The sequence below is a fragment of the Rhodococcus sp. KB6 genome (assembly GCF_001445685.1).
In the GTDB taxonomy this organism is placed as follows: Bacteria; Actinomycetota; Actinomycetes; order Mycobacteriales; family Mycobacteriaceae; genus Rhodococcus_F; species Rhodococcus_F qingshengii.
This window is the reverse complement of sequence record NZ_LNAK01000043.1, coordinates 230581-251216: the sequence shown is the minus strand read 5'-3', so window position 1 is coordinate 251216 and position 20636 is coordinate 230581. Positions and strand designations below refer to the sequence as shown.

The 20636-nt window shown below is 62.4% G+C and carries 19 protein-coding genes; 8 read left to right on the top strand and 11 right to left on the bottom strand.

Annotation, left to right across the window (positions count from 1 at the left end):
- Positions 1 to 114: 114 nt before the first annotated feature.
- Entirely contained in the window at positions 115 to 795 is a 681-nt protein-coding gene (locus ASU23_RS08245) for a 3'-5' exonuclease (protein WP_047271154.1), read from the top strand.
- Between the two features lie 28 nt (positions 796 to 823).
- Here the strand turns inward: ASU23_RS08245 and ASU23_RS08240 are convergent, their stop codons facing one another.
- Positions 824 to 2251 carry an amidase gene (locus ASU23_RS08240; RefSeq protein ID WP_058037700.1) on the bottom strand — a complete coding sequence of 476 codons (1428 nt, stop codon included), beginning with the start codon at positions 2249 to 2251 and terminating at the stop codon, positions 824 to 826.
- Between the two features lie 115 nt (positions 2252 to 2366).
- On the bottom strand, positions 2367 to 3233 hold the full coding sequence (locus ASU23_RS08235; protein ID WP_058037699.1) for a response regulator transcription factor: 867 nt from the start codon (positions 3231 to 3233) through the stop codon (positions 2367 to 2369).
- Positions 3234 to 3364: 131 nt separating this feature from the next.
- Between ASU23_RS08235 and ASU23_RS08230 the strand changes: the two genes are divergently transcribed.
- The 6 genes from ASU23_RS08230 to ASU23_RS08205 all read left to right on the top strand — a co-directional run bounded on the left by ASU23_RS08230 (position 3365) and on the right by ASU23_RS08205 (position 9418).
- Positions 3365 to 4969 (top strand): acyl--CoA ligase family protein, encoded by a 1605-nt coding sequence (locus ASU23_RS08230; RefSeq protein ID WP_058037698.1) that lies wholly within the window; start codon positions 3365 to 3367, stop codon positions 4967 to 4969.
- A 28-nt stretch (positions 4970 to 4997) separates the two neighbouring features.
- Entirely contained in the window at positions 4998 to 5690 is a 693-nt protein-coding gene (locus ASU23_RS08225) for a TetR family transcriptional regulator (protein ID WP_058037697.1), read from the top strand.
- A 159-nt stretch (positions 5691 to 5849) separates the two neighbouring features.
- On the top strand, positions 5850 to 7007 hold the full coding sequence (locus ASU23_RS08220) for an acyl-CoA dehydrogenase (RefSeq protein ID WP_003939784.1): 1158 nt from the start codon (positions 5850 to 5852) through the stop codon (positions 7005 to 7007).
- Positions 7008 to 7094: 87 nt separating this feature from the next.
- Complete coding sequence (locus ASU23_RS08215) at positions 7095 to 7943, top strand: 3-hydroxybutyryl-CoA dehydrogenase (RefSeq protein WP_020909078.1); 849 nt, start codon at positions 7095 to 7097, stop codon at positions 7941 to 7943.
- A 164-nt stretch (positions 7944 to 8107) separates the two neighbouring features.
- Positions 8108 to 9001 (top strand): oxygenase MpaB family protein, encoded by an 894-nt coding sequence (locus tag ASU23_RS08210; protein ID WP_058037696.1) that lies wholly within the window; start codon positions 8108 to 8110, stop codon positions 8999 to 9001.
- Between the two features lie 24 nt (positions 9002 to 9025).
- Entirely contained in the window at positions 9026 to 9418 is a 393-nt protein-coding gene (locus ASU23_RS08205) for an RNA-binding S4 domain-containing protein (RefSeq protein WP_029256216.1), read from the top strand.
- Between the two features lie 3 nt (positions 9419 to 9421).
- On the opposite strand, the gene ASU23_RS08200 is transcribed toward ASU23_RS08205, so the two are convergent.
- The gene (locus ASU23_RS08200) at positions 9422 to 10051 is read right to left on the bottom strand and encodes a GyrI-like domain-containing protein (protein ID WP_007731353.1); all 630 of its coding nucleotides are present in this window, start codon (positions 10049 to 10051) and stop codon (positions 9422 to 9424) included.
- Between the two features lie 123 nt (positions 10052 to 10174).
- Between ASU23_RS08200 and ASU23_RS08195 the strand changes: the two genes are divergently transcribed.
- Complete coding sequence (locus ASU23_RS08195; protein WP_007731352.1) at positions 10175 to 11359, top strand: metallophosphoesterase; 1185 nt, start codon at positions 10175 to 10177, stop codon at positions 11357 to 11359.
- Between the two features lie 6 nt (positions 11360 to 11365).
- Here ASU23_RS08195 and ASU23_RS08190 read toward each other — a convergent pair whose 3' ends face one another.
- From ASU23_RS08190 to ASU23_RS08155, 8 genes are all read right to left on the bottom strand, one after another.
- Positions 11366 to 12052, bottom strand: coding sequence for a TetR/AcrR family transcriptional regulator (locus ASU23_RS08190; RefSeq protein WP_007731351.1), 687 nt, complete (start codon positions 12050 to 12052; stop codon positions 11366 to 11368).
- Between the two features lie 47 nt (positions 12053 to 12099).
- Positions 12100 to 12927, bottom strand: a complete 828-nt coding sequence (locus ASU23_RS08185; protein ID WP_007731350.1) for a potassium channel family protein — start codon at positions 12925 to 12927, stop codon at positions 12100 to 12102.
- A 46-nt stretch (positions 12928 to 12973) separates the two neighbouring features.
- Complete coding sequence (locus ASU23_RS08180; protein ID WP_007731349.1) at positions 12974 to 13891, bottom strand: diacylglycerol kinase; 918 nt, start codon at positions 13889 to 13891, stop codon at positions 12974 to 12976.
- Positions 13888 to 15468, bottom strand: a complete 1581-nt coding sequence (locus ASU23_RS08175) for an FAD-binding oxidoreductase (protein WP_058037695.1) — start codon at positions 15466 to 15468, stop codon at positions 13888 to 13890. Before ASU23_RS08175 ends, ASU23_RS08180 begins: the two co-directional genes overlap by 4 nt.
- A gap of 92 nt (positions 15469 to 15560) precedes the next feature.
- Positions 15561 to 16100 (bottom strand): DinB family protein, encoded by a 540-nt coding sequence (locus ASU23_RS08170; RefSeq protein WP_030535159.1) that lies wholly within the window; start codon positions 16098 to 16100, stop codon positions 15561 to 15563.
- Between the two features lie 154 nt (positions 16101 to 16254).
- Entirely contained in the window at positions 16255 to 18183 is a 1929-nt protein-coding gene (htpG, locus tag ASU23_RS08165) for a molecular chaperone HtpG (protein WP_054781209.1), read from the bottom strand.
- Positions 18184 to 18313: 130 nt separating this feature from the next.
- A complete protein-coding gene (locus ASU23_RS08160) occupies positions 18314 to 19447 on the bottom strand; it encodes an acyl-CoA dehydrogenase family protein (RefSeq protein WP_058037694.1) in 1134 nt (377 codons plus the stop codon).
- Positions 19448 to 19456: 9 nt separating this feature from the next.
- Positions 19457 to 20629: an acyl-CoA dehydrogenase family protein gene (locus tag ASU23_RS08155; protein WP_058037693.1), complete on the bottom strand. Its 1173-nt coding sequence runs from the start codon at positions 20627 to 20629 to the stop codon at positions 19457 to 19459.
- Positions 20630 to 20636: the final 7 nt, after the last annotated feature.

Genomic DNA, 20636 nt, shown 5'->3' with positions numbered 1-20636 from the left:
ACAGTCACGCAGCAGCCACCTCCACCTTCACCCCGGAGGTGGCTGTTCGTCGTTTGTGTCGGTAGGGGGGTGCATAGTGATTCGGACATGACGTTCTGCACCGAAAGGCCCCCGATGAGTAGCTGGTCCGATCGCCCGATCTGCGCGTTCGACCTCGAGACCACGGGGCGGGATCCGTCGACCGCTCGTATCGTCAGTGCCTGCGTCGCGGTGATCGACGGTTCGAGTGTCGAAACACGCACGTGGCTACTCGATCCCGGCGTCGAGATCCCCGCCGGCGCCTCGGCTGTTCACGGCATCAGCACCGAGTTCGCGGCGCAACACGGCCAGGATTATTCCGAGGGCTACGAAGAGATTCGCGAGGCTCTGCACAATTCCTGGGCGCGCGATCACGCCGTCGTGGCGTTCAATGCCTCCTATGATCTGACGGTCATGCATGCCGAGGGTCTGCGCATCGGCAAGCCTGCATTCGTTCCGGGGTTGGTGATCGATCCGTACGTGATCGATCGGGCGATGGATACGTTCCGCAAGGGCAAGCGAACGCTTGCGGCCGTGTGCGAGCACTACGGAATTTCATTGGAGTCGGCGCACGAAGCCGAGGCCGATGCCAAAGCTGCGGCAGCGTTGGCCCGCGAGTTGGCCGTGCGGTTCCCCGACATCCTGGGGCTCGATCTCATGGTCGATCAAGCCGATTGGCACGCCGAGCGGCAACGCGATTTCGCCGAGTACCTTCTCAGCCAAGGGAGGGACGTGGCAGATGTGAACGGCCAGTGGCCGATTCGCATCATCGCCTGACGTCCTCCCCGGCTCGGACGACCGCGCGCTACGCCGGGACCGGCGGCCACACCGGCGCAATGGACCACGGACGGGCTGTTTCGAGCTGCGACGCAACCTGAATCAGCAGATCTTCACGGCCGAACGCGCCGACCAACTGCACGCCTATCGGAACGCCGGCCGAGTCATGACCCATCGGCAAGGAAATCGCCGGCTGACCTGAACTGTTGAACGGACTGGTCAAGCCGCTGTACCCGGCCGAATGCTCCCAGATCGACATAGGATTCGCCGTATCGAGCAGACCGAGCGGAGCTGCCGGCCGAGCCATCGTCGGAGTCAGCAACAGGTCGTGATCGACAAAGAACGCACCGATCACCTGGGCGGCCCGCTCGAGTTCCTGCAATGCCTTGACGACGTTCGTCGCACTTTCGGACTTCGCGCGGTCGTAGATCATCCGCGCCATCGGCTCGAGGTCGTCGTCGCGGATCGCGCGATTCAGGGCGGCGAGTCGTTCGTCGACCTCGATCGTCATCGGAATGCCCATCAACACCGAAAGCCCGGCAGTGAGCGCATCGAGCGGAAAGTTCGGGGCACCCTCGGTGACATCGTGACCGAGTTCTTCGAGCAGGCCGCCAACACCGGTCGCGACGGCCGAGCACTCCGGGTCCACCGGGGTGCCGTCAGGAAGAGCGTTACTCAAACCGATCCGCAACCGTCCGGGATCGGCACCCACTTCCTCGATGTACGGCCGCTTCGGCGCCAGGATCACGTAAGGATCGCCCACTGTCGGCCCGGCGGACAGATCGAGAAGCAACGCAGTGTCGCGGACACTTCGGGTGAGCGCGTGATGAACACTCATCGGCGACGAGAAGAGCGTGCGCGCCGGTGCCGTCGGAGTACGTCCTCGGCTCGGCTTGAGGCCTACCAGGCCGCAGGCCGATGCGGGAATACGGATCGATCCACCACCGTCGCTGGCATGCCCGCCTGGCACAATCCCGACGGCAACAGCTACAGCCGTGCCACCCGAAGATCCGCCGGGCGAACGATCAAGGGCGTAAGGGTTACGGGTGGGTCCGAACAGCGCAGGTTCGGTACTCGCGTTCTTGCCGAACTCCGGGGTGTTCGTCTTGCCGATGACAACCAGACCAGCCTGGCGGTAGCGCTCGACGAGCGTCGAATCTTTTTCTGCCACAGCGTCGGCGAACAATCGAGATCCATTGGTGCTCGGCAATCCTGCGACGTCCATGCCGAGGTCTTTGATCACGAACGGGACGCCCTGCAGTGGACCATCCGGCAGGCCGCCTGATACCTCGTTGCGCGCTTCCTCTCGGCGCTCACTGATCACCGCGTTGACTGCCGGGTTGCGCTCGTCGAGCCTGTCCAGACTGAACTCGAGGACTTCCTTGGCGGAGACGTCGCCGCTCTTGATCGCTTCGGCCAGGCCGGTCATGTCGTTGTTGTCGAACAAATCCTGCATCGATGCCCTCATCACTCGTGTCGAACTCTGCCGATAGTGAGGTCCGTCATATCAACCGGAGTGGCGACGCAGTTCCGAAATTCCGCTTGGCGGGACCGATCAGAGAATCAAGCCCTCACAGAATCAAACCCTGCCGCCGCGCTTCCACGACCGCTTCGTGACGACTGCGGACGTCGAGTTTTCCCATCAGATTCCTCATGTACGTCTTGATCGTTTCGACGCTCAGGGACAACCTCTCGGCGATCTCGGCATTGCGCAGTCCGAGAGCGACGTATCCCATCACCTCCCGCTCGCGTGGCGACAGGACAACGGTGTTCGCGACTGGCGTGTTCGCGGAAGGTTTCGGCGACGCCAACGACCGCAACTTTGCCTCGACCGCGAGGACCTGCGCGCTGAGAGCCATGTCCTCGAGGTTCGCCGCGATCTCGCCGAGCGCCAGGACGCTCTCGGTCAACCCTTCGGATATCTGGGCATCGCGGTTCGAACCATGTTCCACCGCAGCGGTATCGAGCATCGCCACCCGACGATCCACTTCGTCGCGAATCTCGAATTCGCGGGCCAACGCGTACGACGATCGCATCATCGTCTCTGCGATCACGTCGCCGATCGGCAGGTTGGCACGCAGTCCTCCGTAGATCGCTCCGCGAGTAACCCCGCGTACGACGATGGGGACTGCCATCAAGGATTCGATCGCTTCGGTGCCCACTTCGTAGTCGTAGTCGTGAGTGATGTGCGACGAGTTCGCGTAGTCCTGGACCGCGCCCGGTCGTTGTTCTGCGATCGCCCGACCGCCGAGTCCGCATTCGGCGTCGATCCGCAGGTTTCGCAGGATGTTGCTGCGCGTGCCGACGTGACCGGTGATGGTCAGCGACCGGTCGCTGACGCAGCCGCCGAACAGAACCGGCAACTCGGTTTTGGGGTGCAGCCGACGCAGTTCGGCGCGCAACGCGTCGTCGTCGCTCGGTCTCAGTACCCTGTTCACTCTCACCTCCACGTACCCAATTCAGAGGGTAGCGGCACCTTTGGCTGGGCAATAGCGTGCATCCAGGCCGTTTGTAGTGCCGATCACACTTATCGTGACACCAACCGTGCCACGTCGCCTTCGGAGGAACCGTGTCTGTCCCGACAGCTGTTGCAGCCAACAACACCCCGCTCAGTCCGCTGCGTTTTCTCGAGCGCAGCGCCGCGGTGTTCCCCGAGCGCACCGCCGTCGTTCACGGCGACCGGACCTACTCGTACCGAGAGTTCGGTGACGAGGTCGCGGCTCTGGCCCGCGTCCTGCGTGAACGCATTCAGCCCGGTGACCGCGTTGCATACCTGGCGCCGAACGTACCCGAGATGCTGTTCGCGCATTTTGCCGTTCCCCTCGCCGGCGGGGTCCTGATCGCCCTGAACTCACGCCTCGCCGGTCCCGAACTCGAATACATTCTCGATCACTCGGGAACCACGATCCTGTTCGTGGACTCCGAATTCGTCGGTTCGGTCACCTCGTCCAAGGCAAACGTGGGGAGCCTGCGTGAGATCGTCGAGATCCCGGACTCCACCGTCCCCTATCCGGACGTTCCCACCGGAATCGTCACCGGGCAGTACGCCGATCTGATTGCCGAAGGCGAAGCTCTCTCCGATCAGCCACTGCACTGGGGCGTCGACGACGAGCAGCAGTGTATCGCCATCAACTACACCTCGGGTACCACCGGAAAACCCAAGGGCGTCATGTACTCCCACCGCGGGGCGTACCTGAACTCGCTCGGCGAGACATTCCACAACGGCTTCGACGGAGCGACGAAGTATCTGTGGACACTGCCGATGTTCCACTGCAACGGGTGGTGCACGCCGTGGGCCGTCACTCAGGCCGCGGGCACACACATCTGCCTGCGCGCGGTCCGCGCCGATGCGATCTGGGACGCCATCGACAATCTGGGCGTGACACATCTGTGCGGCGCTCCTACCGTCTGCTCCACCATCGCCGACGCAGACCAGGCCCACAAGGTCGACGCCTTGCGCATCACCACCGCCGGCGCTCCCCCGTCACCGACGATCATCGGAAAACTCGAAGACATCGGTGTCACCGTCGTTCACGTCTACGGCCTCACCGAGGTATACGGCCCCTACACGATCTGCGAATACCAGGAAGCCTGGGACGACAAGCCGCAGTCCGAGCGCGCCGCACTTCTCTCGCGTCAGGGAGTCGGCATGGTGCAGGCCGAAAATGCTCGCGTTGTCGATGCCGAGATGAACGACGTCCCCGCCGACGGCCAGACCATGGGTGAGATCGTGCTCCGCGGCAACAACGTGATGCTCGGATACTACCGCGACGAGGCCGCGACAGCCGAAGCATTTGCCGGTGGTTGGTTCCATTCCGGCGACCTCGGCGTCATGCATCCCGACGGATACATCCAGCTCAAGGACCGCGCGAAGGACATCATCATCTCAGGCGGCGAGAACATCTCCACCGTCGAGGTGGAGCAGGCGATCATGAGTCACCCCGCGGTGATCGACGTGGCAGTCGTCGGCGTTCCCGACGAGAAGTGGGGCGAGCGCCCGAAGGCATTCGTGGTGCTGGGCAAGGGATTACAGGCATCCGCCGAAGACATCGTCGAGCACACCCGCACTTTGCTGGCCGGGTACAAGGTTCCCCGCGACATCGTCTTCCCGGTCGACCTTCCTCGCACCCCCACCGGCAAGGTTCTCAAGTTCCAGCTACGCGCCGACAACTGACGCCGACGAAACCTGGATACTTGCGTCCATGACCGAGCGCTCCGATGTACCCGGAACTGACCCCGCACAGTTTCGGGTACACGTCGCGTCTCAAGCGATCCGGTTGTTCTCGGAGAACGGGTACGAAGCCACCACCGTCGAGCAGATCGCCGCTGCCGCCGGTGTGTCGCGTCGGACGTTCTTCCGGCAGTTCCGCTCCAAGGAAGACGTGATCTTCGCCGATCACGAGTCCCTCCTCGAACACGTCGCAGACTTCCTCGCGTCCGATTCCGCCGACCCCTGGGCGTCCGTGTGCGAGGCCGCGGGACTGGTCTTCGATTTCTTCCGCAGGAACCGAGACCTGTCGATGCGGCGATACCGCGTCGTACAGCATGTTCCGGCTCTTCGCGACCGCGAACTCGTCACCGGATTCCGCTACGAACGCCTCTTCGTCGACTACCTGCGCAGCGCTGTGCCCCGCGAACCTGTCCTCGAGGTTGTCGGTTTTGCCGCAGCTGTCACCGCGTGCCACAACTACCTCTTGCGAAGCATGATCAAAGGCGACGAGGACGCCACAGCTGACGCACTAAGTCAGGCATTGCTCGACGTTCGGCGGACGTACGGCGTGGCACCCGGGTCCAAGACCAGCGCGCCAGAATCGAAGTCCGTGCTGGTAGTAGCCTTTCCCCCGGGCACGTCCGCTGATGAGATCAGCAGAAAAATCCACGAACAACTCGGCTGACACTGCTCGTGCACCGAAACTTCACACACCCATCCCTTGACCTGGCACTCAGTGCCGTGTTTGACTGGGGTCATGGGCACCGGTCTGTCCGCGAATCTCGCTGGTAACGCCGGAGCCGCACCGACCGCCTTCAAGCCACCTTCACCAAGGAGCGTTCCCATGGCAGGAAACCCGGATTTCAATCTCTTCGCACTGAACGAAGAGCACGACGAACTGCGGGCTGCTATCCGCGGACTCTCCGAGAAGGAAATCGCGCCGTACGCCAAGGACGTCGACGAGAACGCACGTTTCCCCGAGGAAGCGCTCACCGCTCTCAACGCGTCCGGCTTCAACGCCATCCACGTTCCCGAGGCTTACGACGGCCAGGGCGCCGATTCCGTCGCCACCTGCATCGTCATCGAGGAAGTCGCCCGCGTCTGTGGATCCTCCTCGCTGATCCCCGCTGTGAACAAGCTCGGCACCATGGGCCTGATCCTCAAGGGTTCCGAAGAGCTCAAGTCCAAGGTGCTCCCGGACCTCGTCAACGGCGGAATGGCGTCGTACGCACTGTCCGAGCGTGAAGCCGGATCCGACGCCGCTTCGATGCGTACCCGCGCAAAGGCTGACGGCGACGACTGGATCCTCAACGGCTCCAAGTGCTGGATCACCAACGGCGGCAAGTCCACCTGGTACACCGTCATGGCTGTCACCGATCCCGACAAGGGCGCAAACGGCATCTCCTCCTTCATGGTCCACAAGGACGACGAGGGCTTTGTCGTCGGACCGAAGGAAAAGAAGCTCGGCATCAAGGGCTCCCCCACCGCCGAGCTGTACTTCGAGAACTGCCGCATCCCCGGTGACCGCATCATCGGCGAACCGGGCACCGGCTTCAAGACGGCTCTCGAGACGCTCGACCACACGCGTCCCACCATCGGCGCACAGGCCGTCGGCCTGGCCCAGGGCGCACTCGACGCGGCGCTGGCGTACACCAAGGACCGCAAGCAGTTCGGCAAGTCCATCAGCGACTTCCAGGCTGTTCAGTTCATGCTCGCGGACATGGCGATGAAGGTCGAAGCCGCACGTCTGATGGTTTACACCTCCGCAGCACGCGCCGAGCGCGGCGAGAAGAACCTCGGCTTCATCTCCGCTGCGGCGAAGTGCTTCGCTTCGGACGTTGCCATGGAGGTCACCACTGACGCCGTACAGCTGTTCGGTGGAGCCGGCTACACCACCGACTTCCCGGTCGAGCGCATGATGCGCGACGCCAAGATCACGCAGATCTACGAAGGCACCAACCAGATTCAGCGCGTCGTGATGTCGCGTGCGCTGTTGAAGTAAGGCACTTCGCGCCCCTGTGCGCCTTTCTGGTAGTTCTGACTACCGGAACGGCGCACAGGGGCTTGCCCCTAATTTTTGAGGAGAATCGTGGAACTCGTAGGCGTAATCGGCGGCGGCACCATGGGTGCCGGCATTGCCGAAGTTTGTGCAAAAGCCGGTAGCTCGGTACTGGTGCTCGAAACCAAAGAAGAATTTGCCGCCGCTGCTCGCGAACGGATCGCCAAGTCGATCAACCGCGGCGTCGCCAAGGGCAAGATCACCCAGGAAGACGCCGACGCCGCGATCGCACGCGTCCGCGTCACCTTGGACATGGAAGAGTTCGCCGATCGCGATCTGGTGATCGAAGCTGCTCCCGAGATCGAAGCTCTCAAGTACGAGATCTTCGGCAAGCTCGACAAGATCGTCAAGCCTGCAGGCATTCTGGCGACCAACACGTCGTCGATCCCCGTCATCAAGATCGCCAAGGCCACCTCGCGCCCCGGCCAGGTTGTCGGCGTTCACTTCTTCAACCCCGTGCCGGTCATGCCGCTCGTGGAGATCGTGGTCAGCCTGACGACGTCCGAAGAGACCGTTCTCGCCGTCACCGACTACGCCAAGAACACCTTGCGCAAGAAGACGGTTCGCGCGGGCGACCGTTCGGGCTTCATCGTCAACGCTCTGCTCATCCCGTACCTGTGCCAGGCTGTCCGGATGCTCGAATCCGGCTACGCCACAGCAGAAGACATCGACGAGGCCATGAAGGGCGGCTGCGGCTACCCGATGGGCCCGCTGACGCTGCTCGACACCGTCGGTCTCGACATCGCTCTCGCAGCAGCGGAGTCGCTGTACGCGGAATTCGCAGAACCGCACTACGCTCCGCCGGCGCTGCTTCGCCGCATGGTCGACGCCGGTCGCCTCGGCAAGAAGACCGGTCGCGGCTTCTACGAATACGCCTGAGTCCGACCGCTTCACTCTTCCGGCCCCTCACCTGTTGCAGGTGAGGGGCCGGAGTTGTTTTCGGGCAGATCTAGCCGAATCCATTGACAAATTCGCGCGGCGCAGCAAAAGTCATCATTTGACAACAACCGTTGTCACATGAACGCAGGCGGAGGGTCAACCAGATGAGCAGCGATGCGGACACAGGTACTCGTCGGCCGAAGCCCCGGGAACTGCCAGCGCCCCGGGCCCTGCGAGCAGATCCGATCGGCCCCGGTTCCCTGACGTGGACACACTTCGGCGACGTTCGCGGTCTGCTGTATCTCGGACGCGCAGGCACGCTGCAGAACATGCATCCCGCGGTAAGTGGAGCGCTGCAGGACCATTCGAATTTTTTCGACAACCCGCTCGACCGCCTGTTCCGCTCACTGCCGCCCATCTACGGCGTCGTGTACGACCGGACCGAAGAGGGCACAGGCACGCTCGTTCGCAACTTCCACACCGATCTCAAAGGAATCGACGAAACCGGCGGGCGCTACCACGCCCTCGCTCCTGACACTTTCTGGTGGACACACGTCACGTTCTTCGAGGTGATACTCGATTTCAACGAGCGATTCGCGTACAAGAAGTTCACGGCGGAGCAGAAGGACCAACTTGTCCGTGAGGCCGTAACTTGGTGGCGCTGTTACGGACTCACCGATCGACCGGCTTTCGACGACTACGCCAGCTTCCGCACGTATTGGGAAGACATGCTCGACAACCACCTGATCAACACCCACACCACAAAATGGTCGACGCGCATCGCCGAGCACGACATCGCACCGGCTCCGAAGGTTCCGACGTGGCTGTGGCGTCTTAGCTCTCGCCCCACGATGGCCGTGGCGAACTGGATCGGCAAGGCACTGATGCCGGAGAAGGCACGCAAGACCCTTGAATGGGAATGGACGCCGCGCGACGAACGGATGTACTTCTGGTTCGCCCGCTTCCTGACATTGACAGATCGGTTCTGGCATCTGCTGCCGCTACGACTGCGGTATGCGCCGCGCGCCTACTCGGGCATCCGCGCGCAGGGTCTGTGAGCACTCGTCGGTAGGCTGGAGTGCGTGCCAGCCCAACTCCCCTCCGACGCGATCAGTGTCCGCGTGGACAGCTGGACGTGGGCGGTTCGGCTGTTCAAGACACGCTCGCAGGCGGCGACGGCCTGCCGATCGGGACACGTTCGGGTCAATGGAACGTCGGCAAAGGCGGCTCAGCAGGTGAAAGCCGGCGACGAGGTGCGGGTGCGTGTATCCGGCATCGAACGCATTGTCGTCGTGGTCAAGCCGATCACGAAACGAGTCAGCGCGGTGCTGGCCGCCGATTGCCTGCAGGACAATTCGCCGCCCCCACCACCGCCCGAACTGATCGCGTCCATTCCGCGACGTGATCGTGGCGCCGGCAGACCGACCAAACGCGAGCGACGCGACCTCGAGAAGTTGCGCGGCCTCGAGCCCTGATTGCTACCTCGAAACAGGCTGACGCAGAACCGTCTTCAGTTTCTCGGGCGGTGTACGGCGAGCGTCGCTGAGATAGATCTCGTGATGATCGCCGTTGAAGCTCAGGCCGTTCGACGGGATGAACGTGTTGTGCAGCCGGTCCAGGGTAGGAGCTTCGTCGTCGTACGAGCCGACGTGAAGAATCTGGACGGACAGACCTTCCTCCAACTCGAGAAACCTGACCTTGTCGAGAGCGGCAATCTCCTTCTTGGCCCGCACTGCCTTGGCCCGGACTGCGTCAATCGACGCAGACAGTTCGGTCTCCGTGATCCACTCCGGTTGCGAGATCATCATCGTCCAATCCCACGACGACTTGTCCCGCGTCACGAACACCTCGGGGTCATCTGCCCGCCACAACCCTTCCAGCGGGCCCACGACGAAGTCGCGATCCAGTTCCTTCTTGCTCGCGAATTTGGTCGCGTAGGACACCGAATACAGCGCTTCGAGCGCCTCGGAGTACTCGGTGGCAGTGTTGGGATCACCGTGACCGTCGACGGCGAAGTAGCCGAAGCGCGGGACGGTCACGAGGGCAAAATCGCGGCGCCCGGGGGAATAGAGATCCTTGTATGCCTTCTTGACGTCGTACTTCTCCATGCGCCACCCACCTGATCACTGGCCGAGTTTCAACGTTCGGAAACCTATCCGAGAACACCGACATTCCGATAGCGGACCACCGTCCCCTTGTTAATAGACCAGTGGACCTTTACTCTGGACCGGGTGACTACACCCCAGGCGACCGACGTCGCTCGAGTTCCGCGCCGCAGACCGTTGCGGATCGTTGCCATATCCGCGATTGTCGCGTCGATCTTGGCCCTGTTGTTCGTGTACCCGTGGTGGAGCTTGTTCATCCGGCCGGACTGGCCGACGGCGGTGGCAGTTTTCGGCACCGTTCTGTTTGCCACCCTCTTGATCGCCCTGCCTGCCAGTTTGGTGCTCAGCCACGGACACACCGACCGCGATCCAGTTCGCCTGATCGGCGACGCCCTCCTCGGAATCATCTGGGTCGTGTTCGTGTGGACCCTGCTCGGCGAAGTTCTGAGGCTCGGACTGCTCGTCGGCGGCGTGGATGACCCGCTTCGATCGAGAATTGTCGCCGTTGCCGCACTGATCATCTCGGCCGTTCTGCTGATCTGGGGCTACCGGGAAGCCATGAGACTGCCACGGATCAAGCAGGTCGACGTCACCATCCCCCGCCTTGGTGCGGGGATGGACAAACTTCGGGTAGTCGCGATCACCGACACTCACTTCGGGCCGATCAATCGCGAGAAGTGGTCCGAGCGCGTGATCGCGGCAGTCAACGAACTCGACGCCGACATCGTGGCCCACGTCGGTGACATTGCCGACGGAACAGTGGAGCAGCGCCTCGGCCAAGCCACCCCACTCGCGTCGGTGGAAGCCAGACTCGCTCGTGTCTACGTCACCGGGAATCACGAGTACTTCCACGAGGCTCAGGAGTGGCTCGACTACATGACCTCGATCGGCTGGGATGCCCTGCACAACCGGCACCTCGTCGTCACCAAGGGCGGCGACAACCTGGTCATCGCCGGAGTCGACGACGCCACCGCTCTGGGATCGAAGCTCGACGGTCACGGCGCGAACTTCGATATGGCCCTTGCCGGCACCGACCCCGATTTGCCGATCCTGATGCTCGCCCATCAACCGAAGCAGGTAACTCAGTCCGCTTCCGCGGGAGTGGATCTGCAGCTCGCCGGTCATACCCACGGCGGACAGATCTGGCCCTTCAACTTTCTGGTCAAACTCGATCAACCTTCGGTGCACGGGCTCACCCGTCACGGCGACCGCACGCAGTTGTACACAAGCCGCGGAACCGGGTTCTGGGGTCCACCATTCCGCGTGTTCGCACCGAGCGAGATCACCGTCCTGACGCTGCACAGCGCCTGAACGGGCTCAGCTCGTTCGGGTTGCCGCTCGCGCCGACAGCCCGACGAGCTGATTGATCAGACCTTCACGTAGGCCGGTTGCGAACATGTCGGCAGCAGGGGGCGCCTGCATCTCGTTCAGTACGACGACCATGGATTCGGCAGGCTCGGCAGTCGGCCACAAGCCTGCAACAATCACCAGGGTTACCTTGGCGAATTGAGCCGCGTCGCCCTCCGAGAGGTGAGGCAATTGCGAATGAATCAGCGACGCAAACCTTCCCGAGTTGACCGTTGCCCGCTTCTTGAAGTCACGGGCGAAGTCGACGGAGATGTTTCTTTCGAGGACACCTGCCATTACGCTCATCAACTCACACAGTAAACGCTGTGCGACAAGCGATTCCGCAACCGTCGATGCCACATGGATTTCAGTGGCGAACGGCGAGTCGTCACCGGTCGGGGTCAACGACTCGGACAACCCGTCCAACCACGCAACCCAGTTCTCGTCGAGCACTTCGAGAAAGATGGCTTCGCGACTGTCGAAGTAGCGAAGCACGTTCGACTTCGCCAGTCCGACGCTCTCACTGAGCTCACGCAGGCTGATATCGGCGACGGGCCTGGACCCGAGCATCGCGCGGGCCGCATCGAGAATCGCGCACCGACGCGCTTCGATCTGCTCCGGCCTGCGCGCGCGCTGGAATCCATGGGTCGCCACCATCACGCAAGATTATCAGACCATCGTTCTATTGTTTGCTGTACTGCGGGTCAATTGTCCGAAGGTGCATGCTGCGCCACGACTCCCCTCGACGCCAGTTCGCGACGCAGCGAATCGGTATCAACGGACGCGAGATCGACTCGGTGCGTGCGGGTGGCCAAGGCTCGGACTTCCTCGGACAGGTCCGCCACCTGCTTACGCGTCGCGGCCTGGGATGCCTCGTCCTGTTCCGCCACGCGCTCGACCAACCAGGAAGCGAGTGTGGCAGTCACGATGCCCAGCAACGCAATTCCGCCGATCATCAATGCTCCGGCGATCATGCGCCCGGTCGTGGTAACGGGCGCCATGTCTCCGTAACCGACGGTCGTGACCGTCTCCATCGCCCACCACAATGCCGTTCCGTACGACGTGATGGCAGCGCCCTGCGCGTGACGCTCGGCATCGAGCATGGCCAGCGCCGCGACACCGATCAGCAAGGCCGTGGCACCAGTGGCGTAAATAACCACCCGTCCACGCAAGCTTTGCCCGCTCGAGCGGTGAACTATCGCAAGCAGTGTGACCAACCGAAGTAGGCGCAGCGGACGCAGCATGGGCAACACCACCATCGCCAAGTCCAAGAGATGCCTGACGAACCAGCGACCGCGGGCAGGTGCCAACCACAGGCGAACTGCGTAGTCGACGGCAAAAACGACCCACGCAGCCCACATCGTCCATTCGGTCAGACGATGTGGAAGGCCCGTCGGTTGCGCCAGCACTTGGTACGCGTACGCCACCAAGAAAAGGCAGGCCGCAGCGGTCAACGGGATGTCGGTGGCTAGCTGCCATTTCTCCGACGTCCACGCAGTGCGGCGGTGCGCCGACTTCGTCGATTCGTTCATCCGAGAAGTCTGACACCACCGCTACCTAGTGCCCGGCAGAACCGACTCAGATCCGAGTGTGCGTCAAGATGTTGAGCGCCGTGGGAACTGCCTCGATCGTGATGGGCAACGGTCCCACCCGATCACCGTCCGCGTAAGCGATGATGCCCTCGGAGACCAACCGGACCTTCTTGGATCGGTACGTCTGCACCGCGTCGAGCGAGACGTGAGTTCCCTTGTACACCCGCGGAAACAGGCGCACCAGACGCAACCTCGAACCGTGCCCGACGACGGTCAGATCCAGCAACCCGTCCGACTTCGACGCTCCTGGCGTGATGAGCATGCCGCCACCGTACGAGCGCCCGTTGCCAACAGCGACCAGCGTCGCGTCCACCGTGATGACCTCGTCGTCGAGTTCGATCCGGTACGGCAACGGCTTCATCTTCGCCAACTCGGCGAGCATCGCCAGGTTGTAGCGCATCGGCCCCTTGGGCCACGACATCCGATTGGCCCGTTCACTGACCAGCGAATCGAATCCGCTCGCGATGATCGTTCCCGACCAGACGACGGAACCGTCGGCCAGCGTGATCTTCGCCAGGTCGGACTGCTGCACGACGCCGTCGGCGATCACATCGGCGGCTGCCTCGGGATCGCCTGTGGGAATGCCGAACTCACGGGCGTGATCGTTACCGGTGCCCGCCGGGATGAGCCCGATAGGAGTATCGGTCAACGCGGCAGCCTGCAATCCGATGCTGATGGCACCGTCACCGCCGACCACCACCAGCGCGTCGGTACCCTCCTCGATCGCACGACGGGCCAATTTCTTGGCGTCGTCGGCGTCGGTTCCGATGATCTCGGTGACGGCAACTCCCCGAGCGCGCAGTCGCGCAACACCTTTGCGTCCTGCCGCAGGCGCGTGACCATGTCCCGCCATCGGATTGATCAGGACGGTAACCTTCTCGATCTGACTGCGGGTTTCGGTCACGGAATCAGCTTTCCAGGATTGAGGATGCCGGCAGGGTCCACTGCATTCTTCACTGCGCGAAGGATGTTCGCGCCCAATTCACCGATCTCGTCCTTCATCCATGGGCGGTGATCGGCGCCGACAGCGTGGTGATGGGTGATCGTGCCACCGGCGGCGATGATCGCATCGCCAGCGGCAGTTTTCGCCTTGTGCCACTGAGCGATCGGATCCTCGGTCTGCGCGCTGACGACGGTGAAGTACAGCGAAGCACCGGTCTTGTAGGTGTGCGAAATGTGGCACATCACGAGCGGCTGAGTCCCCTGCTCGATGAGAGCCTTGGTCAGCGCCTCGGTGACCGAGGAGCGCAGGTTCGCGAGGTTACCCCAGGTGGTTGCCGTCTCGAGGGTTTCGCACAGTGCGCCGACGTCGAGCAGAGCGTCACGCAGATACGGCGCATCGAATCGCCCGTGTTCCCAGCTGTTTCCGGGCTCCTCACCGAGCGACGTGCCGCCGTGAGCGGTGAGAATTGCGCGGGCCTCCGCCATCCGTTCAGCGGTGTGCGAAGCGGTGCCCTCGTAGGTGGTGATGCCGAGGCAACCACCGGTGAAGGCGTTCTCGCCGATCTTGTCGGTGGTCGCCAGATTCACGCCACTCTCGGCCTCGTCGGACAACCGCAGCACGGTCGGAGCCGATCCTTCCTGGACAAGCTCACGCAATGCAGCTGCGCCGGTGGCGAAGTCGGGGAAGCTCCACCCTTCGCGCACGGTGGTCTCGGGCAGACGGTGAACCCGCACACGCACGTGCGTGATGACGCCGAAGGTGCCCTCGGAGCCGACAAAGAGCTCACCCAGATCGGGGCCTGCAGCGGATGCCGGCGCACGCCCGGTCTCGATCACTCCACTCGGGGTGACAACGGTGAGGCCCTGAACCATGTCCTCGAAGCGCCCGTATCCAGCCGACGCCTGCCCCGAAGACCGGGTGGCGGCAAACCCGCCCAGAGTGGCGAACAGGAAGCTCTGCGGGAAGTGCCCGACCGAGAAACCGTGCTCACGCAGAAGCTCCTCGGCCCGTGGGCCGGTAGTTCCGCCGCCGAACGTCGCAATGCCCGATTCCTCGTCCAACCCGACAAGCTGATCGAACCTGCGCAGATCGAGAGAAAGAACTGCGTCGAACCCGTCACGAATGGGATCGAGCCCGCCGACGACGCTGGTGCCACCACCGAACGGGACCACTGCGATCCGGTTGGCAGAGCAGTATCGGAGAACCTGCTCGACCTCTGCGTCTGTCCCTGGAGTGACGACTGCGTCCGGTGCGTCCTGCGGCTCGACGCTACGACGGCGCAGCAGATCCGGGGTGCTCTTGCCACCGGCCCGAAGGATTCGATCCGAATCCTTGGTACTGACGTACTCGGCCCCGACCAGCCCAGCCAACGCTTCGACATGCGACTGGGCCATAGCGGACGGAGCCACCTGGACGTCTTCGATGGCGAGACGCGATCGAGTCGGTGCGGAGACACCGAGAAATCCGGTCAACAATGATGTGACTGCGTCCGACAGTTCACGCTTCTTGGCCGGATCGCCCCAGGCGTCCCACTGCATCGGCGGTTGCAAGGCAGACTTTTCGGTGCTCATAGACACTAGTGTTACATATTTGTGTGATGTGTAAACATCCCGGTGGATCAATCCATCCATCAACCCATCGTCTTGGAACCGTCGATGGCTTCGCGAAGCATGTCCGCGTGGCCCGCATGCTGGGCCGTCTCGGCGATGATGTGCAGCAATGCGCGCCGCGCTGACCAGCGAGCTCCCGCTTCGAACCACGGCGCCGACGGCAGTGGATGCGAGATGTCGAGGCTGTCCAGCGAGGCCACCAACTCGTCGGTCCTGGCCGCGATCCCCTCGTACTCGGAAACGATGCCTGCCAAGGTTTCACCCTCGACCATGGCGAATTCGTTCGCCCGTTCCTGTTGCATCTCTTCCGACCACTGGGTCGGGTCGAAGTCCCCACCAAGTCCGGCCGGCCCTTCCAGAATGAAGTCGACCCATCCCTTTTCCGCCTGACCCACATGCTTGATCAATCCGCCGAGGCACAGTTCACTCACGGTCGGCCTCGAAGCGGCCTGCTCGTCGGTGAGGTCCTTGACGGTGAAGAGAAGGAATTCACGATGCCGACGCAGGCTCTGGAGGAGATCCGCGCGCTCGCCGGTGACGGTGGTGATCGGTGCGTTCATGATGTTTTCCTTCGCTCGTGGGTTCGTGCCCTGTGAGAACTACGTTAGAAGTTATTGCGGACAGAAACGGTCCTCATTAGAAAACGATCAAGAAAAAACTCCCGGCACCCACCGATGAAGGTGAGTGCCGGGAGTTCGAGCGAGCTAGACGAGATCAGACTGTGCGAGCCAAACGATCGGCCAGCAGGCGCGTGAAGTGCGCCGGATCGCTCAGTTCACCGCCCTCGGCAAGCAACGCCATGCCGTAGAGCAACTGAGCCGTCTCCGTCAGGTTCTCTGCATTGTCATTGGCGGCCTGCGCCTCCCGCAGACCCGAGACAAGCGGATGCTCCGGGTTGAGCTCGAGAATGCGCTTGCTGTGTGGAACAGGCTGACCCGAAGCCTTGTACATCTTCTCGAGCGTCGGAGACATGCTGAACGCGTCGCCGACGATGCAGGCAGCCGACGTGGTCAGGCGCGTCGAGAGACGCGTTTCCTTGATGTCGTCGGACAGGGTTTCGGTCAGCCACGTCAGCAGCGCGCCGAATTCCTTTTCCTTCTCTTCGCGCTCGGCCTCGGCCGCCTTCTTCTCGTCCTCGGTGTCGAGGTCGACCTCGCCCTTGGCGATCGACTGGAAGGTCTTGCCGTCGAAGTCCGAGACTGCGTCGACCCACATCTCGTCCACGGGATCGGTAAGTACCAGAACCTCGAGGCCCTTGGCCTTGAAAGCCTCCATGTGCGGCGAGCTTTCGATGAGGTGACGAGATTCGCCGGTCATGAAGTAGATCTGTTCCTGACCGTCCTTCATGCGCTCCACGTACTCGGCGAGAGTGGTCACGCCCTCTTCACTGTTGGTCGAGGCGAAGGACGAGATGTCGAGCAGCGTCTTGCGGTTGTCGGCATCGGCCATCAGGCCTTCCTTGAGCGCGCGTCCGAACTCGGTCCAGAAAGTCGAGTACTTCTCCGGCTCGTTCGCCTTCATGTCCTTGATGGTCGAGAGGACCTTCTTGGTCAGACGACGACGGATGGCAGCGATCTGCCGGTCCTGCTGCAGAATTTCACGAGAGACGTTGAGCGAGAGGTCTTGTGCGTCGACCACGCCCTTGACGAAGCGCAGGTAATCGGGCACCAACTCTTCGCAGTCGTCCATGATGAAGACGCGCTTGACGTAGAGGTGGATGCCGGCCTTGCGCTCACGCATGAACAGATCGAACGGCGCCGTCGACGGAATGAACAGCAGCGCTTGGTATTCGAAAGTACCTTCGGCCTTCATCGGGATGACCTCGAGAGGCTCGTCCCAGGCGTGGCTGACGTGCTTGTAGAACTCCTTGTACTCGTCCTCGGACACCTCGTCCTTGGAGCGAGTCCACAGCGCCTTCATCGAGTTGATCGTCTCGGTCTCGATGGTGACCTCGGGCTCCTCGCCCTCGGCCGGCGTCGACGTACGAGCGACATCCATGCGGATGGGCCACGCGATGAAGTCGGAGTACTTCTTGACCAGTTCCTTGATCTTCCATTCCGACGTGTAGTCGTGCAGGCCGTTCTCGGAATCCTCGGGCATCAGGTGCAAGGTCACGGAGCTACCCTGCGGCGCCTCGTTCACATGCTCGAGCGTGTACGTGCCTTCGCCGGTCGACTCCCAGCGCGTCGCGTGATCTTCACCGGCACGGCGGGTCAGCAGCGTGACCTTGTCCGCGACCATGAACGTGGAGTAGAAACCGATGCCGAACTGACCGATCAGTTCTTCCGATGCCGCTGCATCCTTGGCTTCCTTGAGCTTACGACGTACCTCGGCGGTGCCGGACTTGGCGAGCGTGCCGATCAGGTCGACGACCTCGTCACGCGACATGCCGATGCCGTTGTCGCGGATCGTGAGGGTGCGCGCCGCTTTGTCGATGTCGATCTCGATGTGCAGATCGGAGACGTCGACGTTGAGGTCTTTGTCCTGGTACGACTCGAGGCGGAGCTTGTCCAGCGCGTCCGAAGCGTTGGAGATCAACTCACGAAGGAAGCTGTCCTTGTTCGTATAGATTGAATGAACCATCAGATCCAGCAGCTGACGTGTTTCTGCTTGGAACTCGAGCTGCTCGGTATGCGCGGTCACTTCGATCCCTTTCTCTTCTCGGACTGATCACAGGAATTTTACTTGACCGCGAATACCGCGGGTCGGCCCCCGCACAGACAAGGGAGGCCACGCGACCTGCGCGTGACCTCCCGTTATCGTCACCACCGATCTACTCGGTGACGTTCACCATCGAATAGTTCGAGACGCCGGCGGCCAGCACCCTGAGGTGATCGTCCGATGCGCCCAAAGTGTGTTCGATGGCCACCAGCCGTGAGACGTAGTGCCCGACCGGATACTCGGCTGTCATACCGATACCACCGTGCATCTGAATTGCTTCCTGACCGATCTGATGCGCGGCGCGACCGACAGACAGCTTCGCTCGCGACGCGATGGTCGGATCGATCACTCCGTCGGCGATGGCCATGGTGGCGTACAGACTCATGCTGCTCGCCAGTTCGAGCGCCACGTACATGTCGGCCGCACGATGAGTCAGCGTCTGGAACTTCGCGAGTGGAACACCGAACTGCTTGCGCTGCTTCAGGTATTCCGTCGTCAGTCGCAGAGCCTCGGTCATGATTCCGATCGCCTCGGCGCACAGAGCTGCCTGCGCCCGAACCTCTGCTTCGACGATCGCCTCCGTGACATCGCCGCCCTCACCAAGTTGTTCGGCCGCGGCATCGGTGAACGTGAACTGCGCACCGCGACGGCCGTCGTGAGTTGCGTATTTGCTCCATGAGACACCCGCGCTTTCCGCATCTACCAGAAAGAGCCCGGTGCCCCCGTCTGGAAGTGCGGCGCTGACGATCACGACGTGCGCGCTGTCGCCCTGCAGGACCGGGTTCTTGACGCCGGTGATAGTCCACCCCGATCCCGACTGCGACGCCGTGGTCGTGACGGTGGCGACCGGCCAGCGCGTGCCGGGTTCCGTATGCGCGAAGGCCGACAGAGTGGTCCCGTCGCTGAGCGCCGGCAGGAGCCGCGCCCGCTGATCTGCCGAACCGACAGCCGCGATCAAACCGCCGGGGATCAGAACACCACCCAAGTACGGCTCGGGTGCAAGCGCACGGCCCAGTTCGGTCATCACGACCATGGTCTCGACCGGTCCAGCGCCCATTCCGCCGTCAGCCTCCGCGAACGGCAGGCCGAGCAGCCCGAGCTCCGCGAACTGCTTCCACACCGCGGCATTCCATCCCTCGTCAGTAGCCGAGGTGGCGTTGCGCTTCTCCGCGTCGTAGCTGCGGTTGAGCAATTCACGCGTCGTGTCGCGAAGCATCGTCTGCTCGTCGTCGAGTTCGAAATTCATGTCAGATGCTCACAATCCGAGGATCGAGGAGGCAATGATGGAGCGCTGCACCTCACTTGATCCGCTGTAGATGGAAACCTTCCGGTAGTTCAGGTAGCGCGGCGCCGCCTGCTGCGCCCACTCCGGCGAGTCGATCTCGGCCGTGTTCACCGGCAACGAGTCCGGACCCGCAACATCCATCAGCAATTCCGTTGCCGCCTGCTGCAATTCGGAGCCACGGAGCTTGAGCAGCGACGATGCCGGATTCGGCTTTCCGTCTGCCGAACTCGCCACAACTCGCAGTTGAGTCAGATCCAGTGCAAGCAGTTCGTTTTCCAACTCAGCCAACCGAGCCGCGAACAACGGATCCTCGAGGAGTGTGCCTTTTCCGACGTGGACCTCCCGCGCCTTCTCTTTTGCCGTGGCGACAAGGGTTTTGGAGAACCCAACCCGTGTGACCCCCGTGCGTTCGTTGCCGAGCAGGAACTTGGCGTAGTCCCAGCCCTTGTTCTCCTCGCCGACAAGATTCTCCGCAGGTACGCGGACGTTGTCGAAGAACACCTCGTTGACCTCGACGCTGCCGTCGATCAGTTTGATGGGGCGAACCGTGATGCCGGGAGTTGCCAGATCGATGAGCAAGAACGAAATTCCGGCCTGCCGCTTCTGGGCACTGGCATCTGTGCGAACCAGACAGAAGATCCACTCGGCGTGCTGAGCGAGAGTAGTCCACGTCTTCTGACCGTTGACGATGTAATCCGCGCCGTCACGGACAGCGGCCGTCTTGAGTGAAGCGAGATCCGAACCGGCTTCTGGTTCCGAAAAACCCTGGCACCACCAGATATCGGCGTTGGCCGTAGCGGGGAGAAATTTCTCCTTCTGCTCCTGCGAACCGAAGGCAGCGATAACGGGCCCAACCATGCTCACGTTGAACGGCAACGGGTTGGGTACCGACGCCAACTGCATTTCCTCGGAATAGATGTGGCGCTGAACCGGAGTCCAGTCCTTGCCACCCCATTCGACCGGCCAGTGTGGAACCGCCAACCCGTGTGCGTTCAGAATCTGTTGACCCGCAACGATGTCCTCACGAGTCAGCTTTCCGAATCCGGCTGCACGTGCTCGAAGTTCGGGCGAGAATTCGGTGGTGAAGAACTTTCGCATCTCCTCGCGGAACGCAACTTCCTCACCGGTCAATTCGAGATTCATATGGAGT

Coding starts and splice junctions, on each gene's coding strand:
- ASU23_RS08245 (WP_047271154.1), top strand. CDS start 115: ATGAGTAGCTGGTCCGATCGCCCGATCTGCGCGTTCGACCTCGAGACC.
- ASU23_RS08240 (WP_058037700.1), bottom strand. CDS start 2,251: ATGCAGGATTTGTTCGACAACAACGACATGACCGGCCTGGCCGAAGCG.
- ASU23_RS08225 (WP_058037697.1), top strand. CDS start 4,998: ATGACCGAGCGCTCCGATGTACCCGGAACTGACCCCGCACAGTTTCGG.
- ASU23_RS08220 (WP_003939784.1), top strand. CDS start 5,850: ATGGCAGGAAACCCGGATTTCAATCTCTTCGCACTGAACGAAGAGCAC.
- ASU23_RS08210 (WP_058037696.1), top strand. CDS start 8,108: ATGAGCAGCGATGCGGACACAGGTACTCGTCGGCCGAAGCCCCGGGAA.
- ASU23_RS08200 (WP_007731353.1), bottom strand. CDS start 10,051: ATGGAGAAGTACGACGTCAAGAAGGCATACAAGGATCTCTATTCCCCC.
- ASU23_RS08190 (WP_007731351.1), bottom strand. CDS start 12,052: ATGGTGGCGACCCATGGATTCCAGCGCGCGCGCAGGCCGGAGCAGATC.
- ASU23_RS08185 (WP_007731350.1), bottom strand. CDS start 12,927: ATGAACGAATCGACGAAGTCGGCGCACCGCCGCACTGCGTGGACGTCG.
- ASU23_RS08175 (WP_058037695.1), bottom strand. CDS start 15,468: ATGCAGTGGGACGCCTGGGGCGATCCGGCCAAGAAGCGTGAACTGTCG.
- ASU23_RS08170 (WP_030535159.1), bottom strand. CDS start 16,100: ATGAACGCACCGATCACCACCGTCACCGGCGAGCGCGCGGATCTCCTC.
- ASU23_RS08160 (WP_058037694.1), bottom strand. CDS start 19,447: ATGAATTTCGAACTCGACGACGAGCAGACGATGCTTCGCGACACGACG.
- ASU23_RS08155 (WP_058037693.1), bottom strand. CDS start 20,629: ATGAATCTCGAATTGACCGGTGAGGAAGTTGCGTTCCGCGAGGAGATG.